Here is a 20,571-nt window from a genome sequence, read left to right on the forward strand (position 1 = left end):
CCACGCCGAAAAAAAGCCCGCTTCCGCGGGCAACCCTTCTCTACGCGGCGGCGCCACGCGTGAACAGAATCACCCCTTCGTCGCGCCAAACGTCAGGCCCGCGACGAAATGCTTCTGCATCGCAAAGAACATCATGACCGATGGCAGCGCCGCCAGAATCGATCCCGCCGAAACGAGATTCCACGCGGTCGTCCACTGCCCTTTCAGCGCGGCCACGCCGACCGTGATCGGCGCGGCGTCATCGCCTTGCGTCAGACACAAGGCCCAGAAATAGTCGTTCCACACGAACGTGAACACGAGGATCGCCAACGCCGCGAGCGCGGGACGAATCAGCGGCAGCACGATCCTGAAGAACACGGTCCACTCGTTCGCCCCTTCGATGCGCGCCGCCTCGACCAGCTCGAACGGCAGCTGCTTGATGAAGTTGCGCAGAAACAGCGCGCAAAAGCCGGTCTGGAACGACACATGAAACAGAATCAGCGCGCTCACGGTATTGAACAGACCGAGTTGCAACGACAGATCCCGCACCGGAATCATCAACACCTGAATCGGCACGAAGTTGCCCGCGACGAACGTCGCGAACAACGTCGAATTGCCGGGAAAGCGATAGATCGCCAGGGCAAAGCCCGCCATCGACGCGAGTGCGATCGAGCCCACTACGGAAGGAACCGTAATCAGCACGCTATTCCAGAAGTAATGCAGCATCGGCGACGTCGTCAATGCCTCGCGATAGTTATCGAACATCGCGAAGTGCTTCGGCCATCCCCAGTAGTTGCCCTCGCTCAGTTCTTCGGTCGAACGCACGGACGTGACCAGCACCGCGATCATCGGCAGCAGCCAGATCACGAGTGCAATCGGCAACGTCAGTTTGTATGCGCGGCGCGTGGCCGGCTTCCATTTGTCGATCGGAATCGGAAACATCAGCGGATCCTCATTGCTCGGCGCGCAGCATTCGCCGCAGGTGATAGACGATGTACACGAGCATGATGCCGAACAGCACCACCGCGATCGCCGCCGAATAGCCGATTCGGTAGTACTTGATCGCCTGGTCGTACATGAAATAGGCGAGCACCGTCGAGCTTTCGAACGGACCGCCGCCCGTCATTACCGAAATCAGATCGAAGCTGCGCAGCGCGCCGATGATCGTCACGACGATCGCCATGAACGTCGTAGGCCGCAACTGCGGCAAGATTACATGCCAGAGCATCGACCAGCCCTGCGCGCCTTCCATTCGCGCAGCTTCGATCTGCTCGGCGTTCAACGTGGTCAAGCCGGTCAGATAAAGAATCATGCAGTACGCGGTTTGCGGCCACAGCGCCGCGAACACGATGCCGAGCGTCGCATAGCGCGGATCGCCGAGCACCGGCACGCCGTGGCCGAGCATCATCGCGAGCAGGCCGAAGGTCGGATCGTAGAACCATGAAAAGATCAGTCCGACCACGACCCCCGACAACACGAATGGCGCGAAAAACAGCGACTTGACGATACGGATGCCCGCCACCGCCTGATTCAGATACAGCGCGACGGCGAGGCCCATCGGCGGCGCGAGCAAAAACAGCACGAGCCAGATCAGGTTGTTCTTGAGCGCCGTATAGAACGTGGGCGTATGGACCAGCTCGATATAGTTCGCGAGGCCGATGAAGGTCGGCTCGGTCATCCCATCCCAGTTGAAGAAGCTCAGACGGATCGTCGAGAGGATCGGCCACACCACGTACACGGCCACCATGAAGCAGGCCGGCGCGAGAAACAGGAACGCGGCGCGCCGCTGCCGCCGTGCGGTCGGCGTGGGGCCGCGCCGGCGCGACGCGACGGACGCGCCGCTCAGCGCACCGCTCGACGCCGGCAAGCCCGGGCCGCCGGGTTCAACAGGACCGTCGACGCTATGACGGCTGACGGAATGCGACACGATCAACCTCCCGATCCAATCCGATGCATCGGACAGCGGCCTTGCGGCCGCCGCCGCTCACTTCTTGTAGATACGCTGACGCGTCTGCTCGAGCTGCGCGAGGATGTTGTCCAGTTTCGACGGATCGGAGACGAACTGCTGCATCCCCTTCATCCCTTCGTCGGCCATTTCCTTCGTCATGTCGCGATCGTAGAACTGCGCAATGCCGCCCTTCGTGTTCGACAGGATCTGGAAGCCGATCTTCGAAATCGGATCTTCAGGTTCCGGCGATTTGCTGTTCGCCGACAACGAGCCGAGTCCCTTTGCGAGTTGCGCACCGATCTCTGGCGTCTCGACGAACGCAAGGAACGTGTGCGCATCGGACTTGTTCTTCGCTTTTGACGGAATATGCAGTGATTCGACCGGCCCGTCCTCGGCGGTCGGCACCTTGGAGTCGATGATCGGGAACTGGAAGTACCCCATTTGCGGCTTCACGTTGTCCGGGAAACCCGCCGCAATGAACGTCCCCATCAGCATCATGGCAGCCTTGCCCTGGAACAGGAACGGCTGCACCGCATCGAGATCGTAGGACAGTGAATTGTTGATGAAGTAGCCGTCGTCGATCAGTTGCTTCCACGTCGTATAGACCTTCTTCACGCGCGGATCGGTGTACGGAATTTCGCCGGCCATCAGCTTCTGGTGAAACGCATTGCCGTTCAGGCGCAGATCGAGATAATCGAACCAGCCGGCCAGCGTCCAGGCATCGCGGCCCGCCACCGCGATCGGCGCAATGCCGGCGGCCTTCAGCTTTTTCGCGGCGTCGAGAAACTCGTTCCACGTTTTCGGCTCGCCCTTGATGCCGGCCTTCTCGAACAGGTCCTTGCGATAGAACATCCCCCACGAGTAGTACACGGTCGGCGCGGCATACTGCTTGCCCTTGTACGACGATGCTTCCTTCGTCGACGCATACATGTCGTTCCAGCCGTTCTTCTGCCAGTCGCCGGTCAGATCCTCGAACAGGCCACGCTGCGCGTAATACGCCATACGCTCGCCGTCGTGCCAGTTGACGATATCTGGCGCGACAGTTGAAAGCCAACCCGGCAACTGAACCTTGTAGGCTTCCTCATCGATGAACGATACCTTCACGTCGACACCGGGATGCGCCTTCTTGAACTCGTCGACCACCTGCTGCCAAACCGCGCGCTGGCCCGCGCCCTTGTACGCGATGTTCAGCGCGAGCGTGCCCGCCTGCGCGGTGCCGACGACCGAGGTCCCCGCGGCAACCGCGGCCAGCGCGAGCGCCAACAGAATCTTGCGTGGTTTCAGTTTCATCCTGACTGTCTCCTTCATTCCATGGTTTTTACGTCGTTGTCGCTTCTATATCGAATGACCGCGTGGAATTGCCAAGGCCAGACTTCTATTGCGAGCGGTAGACCGCTACCCCTTGCGGCGCCACCTCCCAGGAGCCGATCACGAATGCGTCGTCGGAAATGTCGTCGAGCGTGTGGGTTCGATCGCCATAGTTGAACACATACGTCAGTCCGCCGCGACGGCTGATGCGCACGCTGTCGCCGAGTGCCTGCGTTTCGAGGCCCGCTTCCTGCGCAATCAGCGCGAACAGGCGCACGGTCAAGGTGTCGTCGAACAGGCTCGCGAGGTAGTGGAACGCGCCGCTTCGCACGTACGCGGGATGACCGTCCGCGAAACGCGCGCGCACGTCGAATGAAGATGCTGCATCGCTGTCGATGAAATCGCGCCAGTGTCGCGCGAAGCCCTCGGCGGCACCGCCCTGCTGTTCGAGCACCACCGCTTCGGTCACGTTCGGCCGCATCGATTCGACGCGCCACACGCGCAGCGGCAGCACCGAGGTCAATGCTCCAGGCGGCAGATTCGCCGGAATCCGCAGCTCGCGCGTCTTCGAGCCGGTGCGTGGACCGAGCACGACCTGCGCGCCCGAGCGCGCGAGACGTTCGGCGAAATCGTCGGGCACGACCGGCAGCGGCGGTACGACGACGAGGCTATAACCATCGAACGATGCATCGGCCGGCACGACATCGACGTCGAGTCCAAGCGCGCGCAAAGCCGAGTAGTACTCGAATGCGAACCGCGGATAGTGAAAGTCCGCGCCCTGCGGATGAATCTCGAACAACCACTTCGCTTCATAGTCGTAGACGAGCGCGACTTTCGAGCGGATCGACGCATTGGCATCGGCGTTCGCGGCGAGCACCGCGTGAATTTCGGACGCCACCCGCGATGCTTCATTGCCGCCGACGTCGAGCCGGTTGTCGGGCGTATTGAGCCCCGCATGCATCTGCTCCTGCGCGAACGGCGCCTGACGCCAGCGGAAATACGACACGCAGCCCGCGCCGTGGGCGAACGCTTCCCAGCTCCACAGCCGCACCATGCCCGGCAGCGGCGCCGGATTCCATTGCGCCCAGTTCACCGGTCCCGGCTGCTGCTCCATCACCCAGAACGGCAGCTTCGACATGCCGCGATACACGTCGTGATTGAACGACGCGAAGTCCGGATGACCAGTGCGCAACCAGCGCGCCTTGATGTCCGGCGCGAACCACTGCTCTTCTAGCGCGCCGAGCGGATAGCTGTCCCACGTTGCGACGTCGAGATCGGCCGCGACCTTGTAGTGATCGAACTCGGTGAAGAGCTGCATGAAGTTGTGCGCGACCGGCCGCCCCGGCGAATGCGCGCGAATGATCTCGACCTGCATGCGGTTGTAGCGCGCCACTTCGTCGGATGCGAAGCGCCGGTAGTCGAGACGATGCGAAGGATGCGCCTCGGTCACGCTGCCGACCGGCGCGTCGATTTCTTCGAAGCCGCGGTACTCCATGCTCCAGAACACCGTGCCCCACGTCTCGTTCAACGCCTGGATCGTGTGATAACGCGCCTTCAGCCACTCGCGAAAGCGCGCGACCGCGGCCGGCGAATAGCTGACCACCGTGTGATGACAGCCAAATTCGTTATCGGTCTGCCAGAAAGCGACCGCCGGATGCTTGCCGTAACGCTCCGCCACCGCCGTGCAAATACGACGCGAAGCCTCGAAATACGCGGGCGACGAGAAGTCGTAATGACGCCGCGAGCCGAACGCGCGCGGACGTCCATCGGTGCCGACCGGCAGGATCTCGGGATGACGATCGATCAGCCACTTCGGCGGCGTCGCGGTCGGCGTACACATGACGACCTTCAGGCCAGCCGCGCCGAGCACGTCGACGGCGCGATCGAGCCAGCCCCAGTCGTATTCGCCGGGAGTCGGCTCGATCCGGCTCCAGGCGAATTCCGCAATCCGCACCTGCTCGATGCCGAGCGCTTTCATCCGGCGCGCGTCGTCGTCCCACATCGACTCGGGCCAGTGCTCCGGGTAATAACAGACTCCAAGACGCATCCCTATGTCCCCAATGTTTTTCAAGCGTAGTGTTCGACGGATTCGAGCGACGCCGCCGCGAAACCGTCCTCGGTAAACAGATGACAGGCCGTGTGCGGCACCCGCAGGCTCGCGCGATCGCCTGGAGCGAGGCGCGTGTTGCCGGGCGCCTTGGCGATCAGAACGGCGCCGCCGGGTTGATCGAGGTGCACGTAGCTGTGTTCGCCAAGCTGCTCGACGAGCGATACGGTGCGCGCGAGCGCGCCGTCTTGCGACACGCCCGCATTCGTCGTGGCCGATGCATCGACGAACTCGAGATGCTCGGGACGCACGCCGAGTGTGACCGGCTGCGCTGGCTGCAGTCCGGCGCTGCTGACCGGCACACGCACGTTCTCGCCGGTGTGATCGAGCGTGACGAGCACGCCCTGCGCATCGAGTGACGCCACCTTGCCCGGCAGGAAATTCATTCGCGGCGAGCCGATAAAGCCGGCCACGAAGCGGCTTTTCGGGCGGTGATACAGCTCGAGCGGCGCGCCGATTTGCGCGATGCTGCCGTAACGCTCGGTGTCCTTGCCCGAATGCAGCAGCACGATCTTGTCGGCGAGCGTCATCGCTTCGATCTGATCGTGCGTCACGTAGACCACGCTCGCCTTCGCAAACTGCTTATGCAGACGCGCGATTTCGACGCGCGTTTGTCCGCGCAAGGTTGCATCGAGATTGGACAGCGGTTCGTCGAACAGAAACACGCCGGGCTCGCGAACGATCGCGCGGCCGATTGCGACGCGCTGCCGCTGCCCGCCCGACAGCGCCTTCGGCTTGCGCTCGAGCAGTGCCTCGAGTTGCAGGATGCGCGCGGCTTCACGCACCTTGCGCTCGATTTCATCCTTCGGGGTCTTCGCGAGTTTCAGGCCGAACGCCATGTTCTCGAACACGCTCATGTGCGGAAACAGCGCATAGCTCTGGAACACCATCGCTACGCCACGCTGCGCGGCCGGCACGTCGTTGACGATCTTCCCGCCGATCGACAGGTCGCCGTCGGTCAAATCCTCGAGCCCGGCGATCATGCGCAGCAGCGTGGACTTGCCGCAACCCGACGGGCCGAGAAACACGCAGAACTCGTTTTCGCCGATGTCCAGATCGACGTTGCGAATCACCGGCGCACCGTCGCCATACGCCTTCTGCACGCCTCGTAACGAAATGCTCGCCATTGCATCGACTCCGTGATTTAATCGGTGCGAAGTCGGAGATTAAGCGCTTAATCAGCATGACCGAAAAATCGATCGCAAGCGATCGTTGGTCTGTCTCCGATATCGTTTTGTACGTTGGTTCGATGACAGATGTTGCCGCGCCTCGCGCCGCGACGCAAATGTCGGACAGTCATCCCAAATACTGACCATATCATGCCCACCCTCAGCGAAGTCGCGCGTCATGCCGGCGTCACGCCAGCCACGGTGTCCAACGTGCTGCGCAATCGCGGCCGCGTTGGCGAAACGACCCGGCAACGTGTGCTCGAGGCAGTCGCGGCGCTCGGCTATCGCCCGCATCTCGCCGCGCGCGCGCTCGCCGAGGGCCGTGCGCCGACGCTCGCGCTGATGGTGTCGAGCATCGCGAATCCGTTCTATCCGGAGTTCGCGCTTGCGGTCGAGCGCGCTGCGCGTACGAGCGGCCACTTCGTGATCATCTGCAATACCAACGACGATCCGCTAAGCGGCCGCGCGTACCTCGACCAGATCGCCGGCACCTTGTCCGAAGGCGTGCTCGTGACCAACGCGAACCTCGATTTCGCCGATCTGCACAAGACCGAAGCGCGCGGCACGCCGGTCGTGCTGTGCATGTGGGAGCGGCCCACCGAGCCGCCCGGGCTGCCGTGCGTCGCGGTCGATTTCCGGCTGGCCGGCCAACTGGCCGGCGAGCATCTGCTCGAGCTCGGGCATCGGCGCTTTGGTGCGATCGTCGGCAGCAAGGCGTCGGGCATTCACGCGGCGCGCTTCGAAGGTTTCGTCGACGCGTTGTGCGCGGCCGGTGTGACGAGAAATCGCGTGCGGCACGCGGTCGATACGATCCACGGCGGCTACCTGGCGGCCCGCGCGCTGCTTGAAGCCGATCCGCAACTAAGCGCGATCTTCGCGACCAACGATTTGCCTGCGCTCGGCGCGATGCACGCGGCCGCGGATCTCGGCCTGCGCGTGCCGGACGATCTGTCCGTGATCGGCATCACCGACATCCAGCTCGCGCGCGAATCGCGCCCCGCACTGACGACGGTGGCGGTGCCGACGGTCGAGGTCGCCGGACTTGCAGTGGAACTGCTGCGCGAACTGATCGAGACTTCGTACGGACAGCCGGGACGCGTCGAGCGGGACATACCGGCGCCCGTGCCGATGCGGATTTCGTCCGAGCCGAAACTGGTCGTGCGCGCATCGACGGCCGCACCGCGTTCGCGTTGATGTGGCGGTTACAGCCGCGCCGCAACGTTGCAGTTCGTAGCAGTTGGACCAGGCTCGGCCAGCTTGCCGCGCGTCAACTCGCGTGACGAGGCCGGCGCGCACCGACCGCCAACGCAATGCAGGCCAATACCGCGGAAACCGTCGCGAATGCGACGTTCGCCCACAAATGTCCGACCCGGGTCGACAGCAGCGCTATGCCGACCGCCGGCAACGAGTTGCCGGTGTAACAGCAGAGCAGATACGCCGATAGCAATTCGGCGCGTTGGTCCGCGGGCGCGATCCGGTTGATCTCCTGCAAACTGCCGCGAAACCCGAGCGCGGCTGCGATGCCGCACAGCGCCGTCGCCGCACTCAGCACTACGAACGACGCGGCAACCTGCGCCCACAGCAGCAACGCGAGACTCGGCGGCAACAGCCACAGTCCGGCGAGCATCGCGGTGCGGGCGGCGAGTTTCGACGTGACCATCACGGTGATCGTGCTCGCGGCGAACAGTTCGGCGACGAGCGCCCCGCTCAGCGCGGGGCTGTGCAGATGCATGCTGTTCGCGATCAGATTGGGCAACAGCGCCGCGAAAAAGCCGAGCAGCGCGAAGGTCGCGAATGCGGTGACGGCAGGCACGACGAATGCCACGCGCAATTGCGCGGGCACGCCGATGCGTGGCGCGAACGACACCTGTGCAAACGTCCGGACGCGCGCCTGGACCGTTTCGCATGCGAGCGCCGCCAACGCCGCGGTGACCAGAAGCGTCAACAGATAAACGACGAACACCGTGCGCAATGGCCAGGGCGCGAATTCCGCGAGCAGACCAGTCAGCAGCGGTCCCACTCCGAGCCCAGCCAGATTGACCGCCGCGGCGAGACGGCTGGCGGGCGCCTTGTCGGCGCCGGCGTGCAATTCCGCGATCCACGCGGTCGCCGTCGCGGCACCGACGCCGATTGCAAGGCCGCTCGCCGCCCGGGCGACGAAAAGCCACGTCGCATGCGTGGCGAACAGAAAACACATCGTGCTCGCGATCGCGGCTGCGAGCACGAGCAGACTGACCGATCGGCGCCCGGCCTGGTCGGACACGCGACCGAATAGAAACAAAGCGCCGAGATTGCCGATCACGTAGGTCGCGTACACGAGCGTGATCGTCAGATCGGACAAGCCGAACCGGCGTTGATAGAGCGGATAAAGCGGCGTGACCATCGTGCTGCCCGCGTACAGAACGCCGATCGCGAGGGCGGCGGCGATCAGCGATGCGCGGGAGCCGAGTCGTCGCTGCCACCAGTGCGAAGGCATGGGTCTCTCCGAAAGGTTCGCATTCTGTCGACGCGAGCAAGCGCTGTTCCGCCGCAACCTCTCGCAAACATTCAGCGCCCACTGAAAAAGCGCGCTACGCACCGCGAATTGCGTTGAAAAACCATCGTTGACATTTCAACGCGCTTTCAAACGGGCCAGGACTTTCCCCAAGCCGAGAAGCGCCGCTTCGCACTGCAGCATAGCGCCAAAGCGTTACCACACAATGCTCTCAGCCTGCACGCGGTTCGCGGCGCGGCGAATTTCCGCGTTTCACATTTCCTTGACGAGCAGTCGCGCGCCTGCTGTACTAAATCAACCCAAGTGATTTAGGCGATTTCCTTCGGCCCACATTGCATCGAAGCGTCATCGCCAAACGTTAAGCCCGCAGCTTCGCAGTTTCGATCTATCTGCAGTCCCATACGTCGTTGCCAATAACCGGAGGAGCGTCTCATGAATCTGAATTTCCACAGGCGTCCTGTCGCCAGGACAATCGCGTCGATGTGCGCCGCGGCAGCGGCGCTGTGGTGCGCAAGCGCGAGTCAGGCCGCCGACCAGCCCGTCATCGGCCTGATCACGAAGACCGATACGAACCCGTTCTTCGTCAAGATGCGCCAGGGCGCGGACGCGGCCGCGTCGAAAGACGGCGCGAAACTGATCACGGCCGCCGGCAAGTTCGACGGCGACAACGCGAGTCAGGTCACCGCGATCGAAAACATGATGACGGCGGGCGCGAAAGCAATCCTGATCACGCCGAGCGACACCAAGGCGATCGTGCCGAGCATCAAGAAGGCGCGCGCGGCCGGTGTGATGGTCGTCGCCCTCGATACGCCGACCGATCCGCAGGACGCAACCGACGCCCTGTTCGCCACCGACAACTTCAAGGCCGGCGTGCTGATCGGCAAATATGCGAAGGCCGCGCTGAACGGCAAGCCCGCGAAGATCGCCACGCTCGATCTCGCGCCGGGCGTGTCGGTCGGCGTGCTGCGTCACAACGGCTTCCTCGAAGGCTTCGGCGTCAAGGAAGGCGATGCGTCGATCGTTTGCAGCCAGGACACCCGCGGCGATCAGGCGAAAGGCCAGACGGCGATGGAAAACTGCCTGCAGAAAGCGCCCGGCATCAACGTGGTCTACACGATCAACGAACCGGCCGCGGCCGGCGCGTATCGCGCGCTGAAGGCGGCGGGCAAGGACAAGGGCGTGATGATCGTGTCGATCGACGGCGGTTGCGAAGGCGTGCGCAACGTGAAGGCCGGCGCGATCGCGGCGACCTCGCAGCAGTATCCGCTGAAGATGGCCGCGCTCGGCGTCACCGCCGGCGTCGACTACGCGAAAACCGGCAAGAAGGTGTCCGGTTATCAGGACACCGGCGTCACGCTGATCACCGACAAGCCGATTTCCGGCATCGACAGCAAAGACACGAAGTTCGGCCTCGACAACTGCTGGGGCAACAAGTAACGCGCATTGCACAGCGGCCCGTTGCGCGTCGCACCGGGCCGCCAATTGATTTGCAGCGTGACCTTCATGTCACGCTCATGTACCGAGGACTGCCATCATGTCGACCCCTTCCGCGCCCGCCGGCCGGCCGCGCCCGTCTTTCACCGAGCACCTGCCGTCGCTGTCCGAAATCGGACCGCTGATCGCGCTGGTGCTGGCCTGCGCATTCTTTATCTCGCAGAGCACCCGCTTTCTATCGTTCCAGAACCTGTCGCTGATCCTGCAACAGACGATGGTCGTCGCGGTCATCGCGATCGGCCAGACACTGATCGTGCTGACCGGTGGCATCGATCTGTCCTGCGGCATGGTAATGGCCTTCGGCTCGATCATCATGACGAAGTTCGCGGTCGTGCTCGGCGTGCCGCCGATCCTCGCGATTCTGTGCGGCATCGGCGCCAGCACCTTGTTCGGCTTACTGAACGGTCTGTTGATCACGCGCATCAAGTTGCCGGCGTTCATCGTCACGCTGGGTACGCTGAACATCGCATTTGCGCTCACGCAGATCTACTCGAACGCGGAAAGCGTGTCGAACCTGCCCGATGCGATCATGTTCCTCGGCAGCACGTTCAGGCTCGGACCGGCGGAAGTCACGTACGGCACCGTGCTGACGCTGCTGATGTATCTGGCCACGTGGTTCGTGCTGCGCGACACGGTGCCCGGCCGGCATCTGTACGCGCTCGGCAACAACGCCGAGGCCGCGCGACTGATGGGCCTGTCGTCACAGCGGATTCTGCTGTCCGTCTACACGCTTGCCGGCGCGATCTACGGCATCGCCGCGCTGCTGTCGGTAGCGCGCACCGGTGTCGGCGATCCGCAGGCCGGGCAAACCGAGAACCTCGACAGCATCACCGCGGTCGTGCTCGGCGGCACGAGTCTGTTCGGTGGCCGCGGCTCGATCGTCGGCACCTTGCTTGGAGCGCTGATTGTCGGCGTATTCCGTAACGGCCTGACGCTGATCGGTGTTTCCTCGGTGTACCAGGTATTGATCACCGGCATCCTCGTGATTCTCGCGGTCGCCGCCGATAAACTCTCGCACCGCGGCCGTTGATCCCGCACAGGAGCCTTGTCATGTCGACCTCCACCTCCTCTTCCACGTCCGCTGCGATGCCGGTTCTGCAGGCACGCGGGCTCGTCAAACGTTACGGCAACGTGACCGCGCTCGACGGTTGCGATTTCGAAGTGCTGCCCGGCGAGATCCTCGCGGTGATCGGCGACAACGGCGCGGGCAAATCGTCGCTGATCAAGGCGCTCTCGGGCGCCACGGTGCCCGACGAAGGCGAGATTCTGCTCGACGGCAAACCGGTCAAGTTTCGCAGTCCGCTCGATGCGCGCGCACAAGGCATCGAGACCGTGTACCAGGAACTCGCCGTCGCGCCGGCGATGAGCATCGCCGAAAACCTGTTTCTCGCCCGCGAATTGCTGAAGCCCGGCTGGCGCGGCTCGTTGTTCAAGATGATCGACAAGCGCCGCATGCTCGACGAAGCGACCGCGGCCATGAAGGATCTGCAAATCGGCATCCGCTCGATGCGCCAGGCGGTCGAAACGTTGTCCGGCGGCCAGCGCCAGGGCGTCGCCGTTGCACGCAGCGCGGCATTCGCGCGCCACGTGGTGATTCTGGACGAGCCCACCGCCGCGCTCGGCGTGAAGGAAGGCAACATGGTGCTCGAACTGATCCGGCGCGTGCGCGATCGTGGCCTGCCGGTGATTCTGATCAGCCACAACATGCCGCATGTGTTCGAGATCGCGGACCGCATCCATATCCAGCGGCTCGGCCGGCGCGCGGCGCTCGTCAATACGAAGGATGTGCACATGTCGGAAGCGGTCGCGATCATGACCGGCGCGAAGACAGCCGACGTGAAGGCGATCGCATGACGCGCCACTCAATCCGCTGAGCCACGAGGCCGGTACACGACAATGGACACCCCCAGCACCAGCAGGCGTTCGCCGGTCAAACGCACGGTCGGTTCGAATCAGGTCGGCATGCGGCAATTCAACGAGCGCATCGTGCTGCAAACGATCCGCTTGCATGGACCACTGCCGAAGGCCGAGGTCGGCCGCCTCACGCGTCTTTCGATGCAGACGGTGTCGATGATCGTCGACCGGTTGATCGCCGACGGCCTGCTCGAAAAGCACGCACGCGTGCGCGGCAAGATCGGCCAGCCGTCGGTGCCGATCGCGTTGTGCGCGGACGGCGCGTACACGATCGGTATCAAGGTCGGACGCCGCAGTCTCGACGTGCTCGCGATGGACTTCGCCGGGCGCATCGTATGCCGCGACGTATTCGAGTATGCGTATCCCGATCCGCGCGCGCTGTTCCCCGCGCTCGAAAACAAACTCGCGCGCGTGAACCAGACGCTCGGCGCGAAGGCGGGCAAGGTGGTCGGCGTCGGTGTCGCGGCGCCGTTGTGGCTCGGCGGCTGGCGCGACTTTCTCGGCGCGCCGCCCGACGCGCTCGACGCCTGGACCGAGATCGATCTGCGCGCGCGCATCGCGACGATAACCGGCCTGCCCGTCGAGTTCGCCAAAGACACCACGGCCGCGTGCGCGGCCGAACTCGTGATGGGCCAGGGCCGCGGCATTCACAACTTCCTGTATCTGTTCGTCGGCACGTTCATCGGCGGGGGTCTCGTGATCGACGGACGTCTGCATGGCGGTCCGCACGACAACGCGGGCGCGGTCGGTTCGATCCCGCTGCGCGAAGGCGGCGCACGCAAACCCGCGCGGCAGTTGCTGCACGCGGCATCGGGCTTCGTGCTCGAACGACTGTTCAGCGATGCGGGCGCGCCGGCGGCCGCGGCGCATGATCATCGCGCGTTGTCGCCCGAGTTGTGGCGGCATACCGAGCGATGGCTCGACAGCGCGTGCCCGGCGATCGCGAACGCGCTAACCAATGCTGCCGCGTTGCTCGATCTCGAAGCCGTCGTGATCGACGGCGAGTTCGACCGGCTACTGCTGCGCGAGATCATTCGCCGGACCGAGCGCGTGCTCGATCGTTTCGAATGGGAAGGGATGGTGCGGCCGCAATTGCTCGAAGGCGCGATCGGCGCCGATGCCCGCGCGATGGGCGGAGCGATTCTGCCGCTATATGCGCATTTCGCGCCGGTGCATGAGCTGTTCCTGAAGCCGGCGGCGTCGGAGACGGGTTATGACGAGCGGTGAGCGATTCACTGCGCGGCAACTTTCGTCGCAGCAGGCGTCGATCCCGCCGGCGCCGCCGTCACGGTTTTCTGAACCGGCTTATCGAGCAACGGCTGCAACGCCGGTGCCATCGACTTCAGCAACTGCACCGCCAGCGCACTCGTGAAGTCGTAATGCGCGGCATACGGCTCGTGCACCCACGCGGTCAACGTGCCGTAGAAGCGGTCGCCGAGCGCGAACACGAAGGTCGCGCTGCGATTCACCTTGCGCGACTCGATCAACCGCGCGCCCTTCGCGTACACGTTCAAGCGCTGATCGCCGGTGCCGGTCTTGCCATAGACTTCGAGCGTTTCGCCGTTCGGGAACGTCATGCCTTGCGCTAGACGCCTCGCGGTGCCACCCGTCACGACGTCGCGCAACAGCATCCGCACCTCCCCGGCAATCTCCGGCGACACCTGCTGCTGCGGCGCGACCACCGCGCGCCTGAAATGCGTTTCGTACGGCGTATCTTTCGCGAAGTCGATTTGCGTCAGCGTTTCGGTCGGCACCTTGTTGCCGCCGTTCGCGATCACGCCGATCAGTTGCGCGAGCGCCGCCGGACGATCACCCGACGCGCCGATCGCCGCCGCATACGACGGCGTCAGCGACGCGAACGGATAGCCGAGCGCCTGCCAGGATTTGCCGATCGCGTCGAAGGCGCGCAGCTCGACCATGCGCTTGATGCGGTGATCCTGGGTCACGTGATAGCGCGTCTTGAAGAGCCACGAGTAAGTCGACAGGCGCACGTCCTGGCTCGCGGCTTCGATCTGCGCAAGCGTCGCATCCGGATGCGAGCGCAGATAGTTCAGCGTCCATAGTTCGAGCGGATGCACACTCGAAATATAGCCGCGGTCGTTCAGGTTGAAGCGGTTGATGCCGTACTTGTCGTACAGATTCGCGAGATCTTCGTCGTCGAGCATCGAAGCCGCCGGCGTGTTCTTCAGCGCCGCGTACATCATCCTGTTGAACCACGCGTTCGATTGATCCGGCGCGACGCTGCGCAACGCGGTCGCCACTTTCGGGGGCGACTTGCGCACCCCGAGCAGCAATAGCGTGATCTGCTGATCAGGCGTCTTGCCGTGGTACTTCGTGTAGAAACGCTTCATGTACACGCGGCTTTCCTGATCGGCGAAACGTGTCAGGTACATCTTGCGGGTCGCCGGATCGCCGAGCCATTGCGACGACGGCCCGGTGGTCTGCACCATTTCATAGTGCACGATATCGCGCATCAGTCGCACGAACACGAGGTTCACCGAATGCTGGAACGCGCGATGCACGGTCAGGATGCGGCTGTTGTCGTCGGACTCGAAGTTCGCGAAGGTCTGCGCGCCGCCGCCCGTAAAGAACGTTTCGCCCGGGCTCGCCGAGTATTTACGCTCGACGGCGGCGTCGAGCATAGGCTGCAGCGAATGGTCGCGCGTGTGCAGCAGATAGTCGATCGCCCAGCGCGTCAGCCGATCGTTCGGATCGGGCGTGATCGCCTTCAGCTCGACATTGCTCAGCGATGCGTACCGTGTGTGCAAATCGGTGACGATCTGCAGATACGTGATGACGGTGCGCAGTTTCGCGGTCGAGCCGAGGTTCAGGCGCGCGCCGGAATTGATGTCGAACGGCTGGTTCACGCTATCAGTCTGCACGCGCACGAGGTTCGCGTCGCCGTGCCGCTCGAACAGCGTGAAGCTGTAGGCGATCTGCGACGGATCGTCGGACCCGCGCAACATTTCGTAGCCGACGAGACCCGCGGCCTTCGCGCCGTCTTTCGTCGCGGCGGCGGCGAGGCGCTCGGCAACGGCTTGTTGCACGTCATTGTTCAGCGTGCCTGTCGCCTGCACGTCGAGGCGGTCCAGTTCATAGAAACTACGCACGCCGAGCGCGGCGAGCAGATGCGAGCGCATCGACGTGACGGCCTTGCGCGACACGAACGAACCGAGATCCGGTGTGCTGCGCGGCGCGCGATGCAGTTCGACTTGCGCCGCCAGCGCCGCGTCGCGCAACTGCGCAGTGATCACGCCGCCACTCGCGAGCAGCCGCAGATAGCTGTCGGTCAGCCGTTCGAGCTCGGGATAGCCGCGCTGCAGGAAAAACGACGGCGCGCGCTGCGCGATCATCAGCGACAGCACTTCGCGAAACGCCAGACCCTGGTCGGGCAGATTTGCATCGGTCGACGGCGACTTCAGCAGCCGGTTGGTCTCGCGGAAATCGCGCCCATACCAGGCGGCGAGCCCATCGCCGATACCGTTGATTTCGCCGACGCCGGGCTGCGCGGCAAGCGGCACCGAGTTCAGATAATGGACCACGATCTGTTCGCGCGCGGGCAGCGTTTGCGGTCCGTTCAGATAAGCGCGCACCGACGCCGACGCGATTTGCCGCAGCTTTTCTGGCGGCGTCGCGGTGCGGCCCCCCGCCGAGTGACGGAATTTCTCGATCTGCGTCGCGAGCGTGCTGCCGCCGGGCGTCTGCTGATGACGATTGAACATGCGCGCGCCCTGGTCGACGAGCGCGCGGCTGAAGCGCCCCCAGTCGATCGCCGGATTGCGGTTCGGCTGATCCGGATCGAGCAGATAGCGGTCTTCGATGAACAGCAGCGAGTTCACCACGAGCAGCGGAATCGCGCCAAAGCTGTCGTACACGCGACCGGGAAACTGAGCGCTGTATAGCGGCACGCCGGTGCCGTCGAACAATTGCAGGCCGGCCGTGTCTTTTTCGTCGTAAGGCAGGAACAGGCCGTCATCGGCTAGCGAAAGCATGCGTTCTGAATCGCGCGCCTGCGAGCTGATTTCGAAGCCATGTTGCAACAGACGCTGCTGGATAGCCGGCAACAGCGCGTAGCCGAGGCGCGCGTCGTACGGGCCCTTGTCGGCTTGCGGAAAGCGGAGGGAATGACTGGGACCGTCGTCGACCGAAAAAGCGACGTCGCGGGTCAGCTCGGAAAGGTACCGCGCCTGCAGTCGCGAGGTCTCGATCTCGATCTGCACGAGCCGCGCAATCAGCGCCACCGCGAGCAGCAAAAACGCGGCAAGCCCCCATTTGAGCCAACGCCAACTCCGCACGGGCACGGTGCTGGTCACGCGAAGCGGAAACCGAAGCGGTGGCCGATTCATGGCTGCTCTCCCCGAGCGATGGCCAGGGGTGTCGAGCCTGGCTCAGTTCATTCAAACCAGTGTAGCTCGGAACGAGAAACCCTCATCGGTTCGGATTGATGCGACAGTGTCGCGGCTACAACACCTGCTGGCGCCGGATGACAAAACGCGAACCGGCATGAGATATTGAAGCTCTTTTCACACGAATAACAAACCGCCTTTTCGGGCGGTTTTGCCGTTTCTGGCGGGCCTTGCCGAAAGAAAGTCGTTTTTTTGCTGGCATTCTTACCGGCAACCGGGCAGACGGCTGAGCAATTTGATTGCGCCGCGCCTAAATTCGCGCTTTCGTCTGTGCACGCAACAGCGCGATAAACCGTTCCGCCGGCGGCGACAGCACGCCGCCCTTGCGCGTGACGATGCCGAACGTCTGCGATGGCGATTTGAGCCTGACCGGCACGACGCGCAGCATCTTGTGCCGCACGAACGGCCCAGCAATTGCGCTCGGCAGCAGCGAAACGAGTTCGGCGCTGCTTTGCAGCAGTGCAACCGTCACGAACGTGGAAGCCGTGGAAATCGGATTGTCGGGCATGTCGAGGCCGGCGAGATCCATCTCGCGTTCGAGCAGCGCATGCAGCGGCATGTGTGACGGATACATGACCCAGCGATGCCCGGCGAGATCGCGCAACATCATCTCGCGGCGCGGCAACGGCGCATGCTGATAACCGACCACCACCGCCAACGGCTCGTCGCCGAGCGGACGATACTGATACTTCGACGGATCGGCCGCGACCGCCGCTCGGCCGACCACCAGATCGAGCCGCCCGTCGTCGAGCTGCGCGAGCATTCGTGCGCTGGTGTCCTCGACCACTTCGATCGACAGACCCGGTTGCGCCGCATGCAATTGATTCAGCGCGGGCACCACGCAGTCGGGAATCGCGCCCATGATCGCGCCGAGCGCGAGCCGCCCGCCACGCCCCGAACGAATTTCGGCGACGTCCTGGCAGAGCGCGGTGAGGTCCGACGTCACGACTCGCGCATATCGGATCACGCAATGACCGAGCTGGTTCGGGATCATGCCGCTTTTCGAGCGCTCGAAAAGCGGCGCGTCGAGCATCGATTCGAGCTCCTGCAGCGCCTTGCTCGCCGCCGATTGCGTCATCGACATCACGCCGGCGGCTTTGTGCAGCGATTTGTGATCGTCGAGCGCGATCAGCAGATGCAGCTGCTTCATGCGCAGCTTCGACAGCAGGACGTTGAGCGTGTCTTTCATCGGTCGGGTGAGTCGCAAAAGCGATCACGATATGGAAACAATTCAATATACCCGCGAGGCCCAGCGCCGTATAGTCGCCGAAGGAGACATTCATCCAGTTGCGCCGCCCGTTCGCGGGTTCGAGCGCAATCCTTCCATCCCCGTACGGACCGAATCGCCATGAGCCAAGCGTCACACTCTCCCGCCCTGCGCGGCGTCTTCCCCGTCGTGCCGACGATCTTCGACGACGCCGGGCGTCTCGACCTCGAAGGTCAGAAGCGCTGCCTCGATTTCATGATCGACGCCGGCTCGAACGGCCTGTGCATTCTCGCGAACTTCTCCGAGCAGTTCGCGCTGTCCGACGACGAGCGCAACACACTGATGCATCTCGCGCTCGAACACGTCGCGGGCCGCGTGCCGGTGATCGTGACGACCACGCACTTCAGCTCGTACCAGTGCGCGGAGCGCAGCCGCGCAGCGCAGGCCGCGGGCGCCGCGATGGTGATGGTCATGCCGCCGTATCACGGCGCGACGATCCGCATCGGCGAGCGCGGCATCTACGAGTTCTATCGTACGGTGTCCGATGCCATCCAGATTCCGATCATGATCCAGGACGCGCCGGTCAGCGGCACGCCGTTGTCCGCGCCGTTCCTCGCTCGCATGGCGCGCGAGATCGACAACGTGTCGTACTTCAAGATCGAAACGCCGCAGGCCGCGAACAAGCTGCGCGAGCTGATCGAACTGGGCGGCGACGCGATCGTCGGTCCGTGGGACGGCGAGGAAGCGATCACGCTGATGGCCGACCTCGATGCGGGCGCGACCGGCTCGATGACGGGCGGCGGTTATGCCGATGGCATCCGCCTGATCGTCGATGCCTATGCGGCCGGTGATACCGAGGCCGCCGCCGCGCACTATCAGCAGTGGCTGCCGCTGATCAACTACGAGAATCGCCAGGGCGGCCTCGCATCGTGCAAGGCGCTGATGAAAGAAGGCGGCGTGATCGGTTCGGACGCGGTGCGTCACCCGCTGCCGCAGATGCATCCGGCGACGCGCGAAGGACTGTTGAAGATCGCACGCCGGCTCGATCCGCTGGTGTTGCGCTGGGGTCGATAACGCAGAACGAAGCGCGGCGGGGCGCCTGTCGAGGTGCGGGCTCACGCGGGCTGGACGGGCACACGCGATTGCCGCTAACCTAGGGCCTGTTCACAAGCTCGCGCCCCATGCAAAGTTTCTACGAAGCCACCGTCACCCGCTCCTCCGCCTACGCGCCGCTCAACGGCCGACGCAGCGCGCACGTCTGCATCGTCGGCGGCGGACTTGCGGGACTCTCCACCGCGCTGGGACTCGCCGAACGCGGCGTCGAAGACGTCGTCGTGCTCGAAGCGGAGCAGGTCGGCTTCGGCGCATCGGGACGCAACGGCGGCTTCGTGTTCGGCGGCTACAGCCTCGATTGCGCCGACCTGCTGAAGACGCTCGGGCCGACTCGCGCGCGCGAACTCTATGCGCTGACCACCGACGCGGTCGAGCTGATGCGCAAGCGAATTGCGCGCTATCGGATCGATTGCGACGCGACCGATGCCGGCGTGATCCTCGCGAACTGGTTCGACGAACCTGCGCGTCTCGAAGCGCAACGGCGTCTGATGCGCGATTCGTTCGGCGTCGACTGGGAACCGATCGCTGCCAGCCAACTCGCCGCGCAACTGAAAACGAGCCGCTATCACGGCGGCCTGTTCGAGCGCAACGCGTTCCATTTTCATCCGCTCAAGTACGTTGTCGGCGTCGCCGCGGCGGCCGCGCAAGCGGGCGTGACGATACACGAGCGCTCGCCGGTCGTCAGCTTGCGGCGCGACGGCGCGGGCTTCGTCGTCGAGACGCCGCAAGGTGCGCTCGACGCGCGTCACGTCGTGATGGCGGGCGGCGGCTATGCACGCAACGTGTACGCGCGCGTCGAGCGCGCGGTGCTGCCTATCGCCACCTACGTGATGGCAACGGAGCCGCTCGGCGAACGCTTGCACGACGCAATCGCCACACGCGCCGCGATCTATGACACCCGCTTCGCGTTCGACTACTACCGCCCGTTGCCCGACACGCGCATCCTGTGGGGCGGCCGCATCTCCGTGCGCGACCGCGAGCCCGAGGCGATCGCGCGTCTGTTGCGACAGGACCTGCTGAAGGTCTATCCGCAGCTGCGCGACGTGCGCATCGAGCACGCATGGGGCGGCCTGATGAGCTACGCGCGACACAAGATGCCGCAGATCGGCCAAAGCACGGACGGAGTCTGGTACGCGGTCGGTTTCGGCGGACACGGCATGGCGCCGACCACGGTGTCTGGCGAACTGCTGGCCGCGGCTATCTCCGGTGAACGGCCGGTGCCCGATGCGTTCGCGACCTTCGGCCTCACGCGCACGTACGGCGCGCTCGGTCTCGCGGCCGCGCAGCTCACGTACACCGCGATGCAAACACGCGACGCACTCGCCGCGCGCCGCCGGCCCACGCGCCCGGTCGCGTAAGCGCCACGCAAGCTCCTTCGAGATGCCTTCTTCGATGCCCGGGACCCACGCCAGAGGCCCATTTCGCCATGCTA

General features: G+C 64.2%; 15 protein-coding genes. 7 read left to right on the forward strand and 8 right to left on the reverse strand.

What is annotated here, in order from left to right; translation table 11 throughout:
• Positions 1-69 precede the first annotated feature (69 nt).
• From OKW41_RS15825 to OKW41_RS15845, 5 genes are all read right to left on the reverse strand, one after another.
• Positions 70-921 (reverse strand): carbohydrate ABC transporter permease, encoded by an 852-nt coding sequence (locus OKW41_RS15825; RefSeq protein WP_429573102.1) that lies wholly within the window; start codon positions 919-921, stop codon positions 70-72.
• Between the two features lie 10 nt (positions 922-931).
• Positions 932-1,906 carry a carbohydrate ABC transporter permease gene (locus tag OKW41_RS15830; RefSeq protein WP_429573103.1) on the reverse strand — a complete coding sequence of 325 codons (975 nt, stop codon included), beginning with the start codon at positions 1,904-1,906 and terminating at the stop codon, positions 932-934.
• A 57-nt stretch (positions 1,907-1,963) separates the two neighbouring features.
• Positions 1,964-3,217, reverse strand: a complete 1,254-nt coding sequence (locus OKW41_RS15835) for an ABC transporter substrate-binding protein (RefSeq protein WP_429573104.1) — start codon at positions 3,215-3,217, stop codon at positions 1,964-1,966.
• 85 nt (positions 3,218-3,302) lie between these two features.
• Complete coding sequence (locus tag OKW41_RS15840; RefSeq protein ID WP_429573105.1) at positions 3,303-5,282, reverse strand: beta-galactosidase; 1,980 nt, start codon at positions 5,280-5,282, stop codon at positions 3,303-3,305.
• Positions 5,283-5,302: 20 nt separating this feature from the next.
• The gene (locus tag OKW41_RS15845) at positions 5,303-6,469 is read right to left on the reverse strand and encodes an ABC transporter ATP-binding protein (RefSeq protein ID WP_429573106.1); all 1,167 of its coding nucleotides are present in this window, start codon (positions 6,467-6,469) and stop codon (positions 5,303-5,305) included.
• Positions 6,470-6,661: 192 nt separating this feature from the next.
• Here OKW41_RS15845 and OKW41_RS15850 point away from each other — a divergent pair, with 192 nt between their 5' ends.
• Entirely contained in the window at positions 6,662-7,705 is a 1,044-nt protein-coding gene (locus tag OKW41_RS15850; protein WP_429573107.1) for a LacI family DNA-binding transcriptional regulator, read from the forward strand.
• Between the two features lie 73 nt (positions 7,706-7,778).
• On the opposite strand, the gene OKW41_RS15855 is transcribed toward OKW41_RS15850, so the two are convergent.
• Positions 7,779-8,987 (reverse strand): MFS transporter, encoded by a 1,209-nt coding sequence (locus tag OKW41_RS15855; RefSeq protein WP_429573108.1) that lies wholly within the window; start codon positions 8,985-8,987, stop codon positions 7,779-7,781.
• 450 nt (positions 8,988-9,437) lie between these two features.
• On the opposite strand from OKW41_RS15855, the gene OKW41_RS15860 reads away from it, so the two are divergent.
• From OKW41_RS15860 to OKW41_RS15875, 4 genes are all read left to right on the forward strand, one after another.
• Positions 9,438-10,442: a sugar ABC transporter substrate-binding protein gene (locus OKW41_RS15860; RefSeq protein WP_429573109.1), complete on the forward strand. Its 1,005-nt coding sequence runs from the start codon at positions 9,438-9,440 to the stop codon at positions 10,440-10,442.
• Between the two features lie 97 nt (positions 10,443-10,539).
• Positions 10,540-11,529: an ABC transporter permease gene (locus OKW41_RS15865; protein WP_429444060.1), complete on the forward strand. Its 990-nt coding sequence runs from the start codon at positions 10,540-10,542 to the stop codon at positions 11,527-11,529.
• A 20-nt stretch (positions 11,530-11,549) separates the two neighbouring features.
• Positions 11,550-12,353, forward strand: a complete 804-nt coding sequence (locus tag OKW41_RS15870) for an ATP-binding cassette domain-containing protein (RefSeq protein WP_429573110.1) — start codon at positions 11,550-11,552, stop codon at positions 12,351-12,353.
• Between the two features lie 42 nt (positions 12,354-12,395).
• Positions 12,396-13,640: an ROK family transcriptional regulator gene (locus OKW41_RS15875; RefSeq protein ID WP_429573111.1), complete on the forward strand. Its 1,245-nt coding sequence runs from the start codon at positions 12,396-12,398 to the stop codon at positions 13,638-13,640.
• Between the two features lie 5 nt (positions 13,641-13,645).
• Here OKW41_RS15875 and OKW41_RS15880 read toward each other — a convergent pair whose 3' ends face one another.
• Positions 13,646-16,759, reverse strand: coding sequence for a transglycosylase domain-containing protein (locus tag OKW41_RS15880; protein WP_429573112.1), 3,114 nt, complete (start codon positions 16,757-16,759; stop codon positions 13,646-13,648).
• A gap of 310 nt (positions 16,760-17,069) precedes the next feature.
• Complete coding sequence (locus tag OKW41_RS15885; protein WP_429573113.1) at positions 17,070-18,008, reverse strand: LysR family transcriptional regulator; 939 nt, start codon at positions 18,006-18,008, stop codon at positions 17,070-17,072.
• 159 nt (positions 18,009-18,167) lie between these two features.
• On the opposite strand from OKW41_RS15885, the gene OKW41_RS15890 reads away from it, so the two are divergent.
• Positions 18,168-19,100 (forward strand): dihydrodipicolinate synthase family protein, encoded by a 933-nt coding sequence (locus OKW41_RS15890; protein WP_184025420.1) that lies wholly within the window; start codon positions 18,168-18,170, stop codon positions 19,098-19,100.
• A gap of 107 nt (positions 19,101-19,207) precedes the next feature.
• Positions 19,208-20,497, forward strand: coding sequence for an NAD(P)/FAD-dependent oxidoreductase (locus OKW41_RS15895; protein ID WP_429573114.1), 1,290 nt, complete (start codon positions 19,208-19,210; stop codon positions 20,495-20,497).
• The last annotated feature ends 74 nt before the right edge of the window (positions 20,498-20,571 follow it).

This window comes from Paraburkholderia sp. UCT70, from assembly GCF_050434085.1.
Taxonomy (GTDB): domain Bacteria; phylum Pseudomonadota; class Gammaproteobacteria; order Burkholderiales; family Burkholderiaceae; genus Paraburkholderia; species Paraburkholderia tuberum.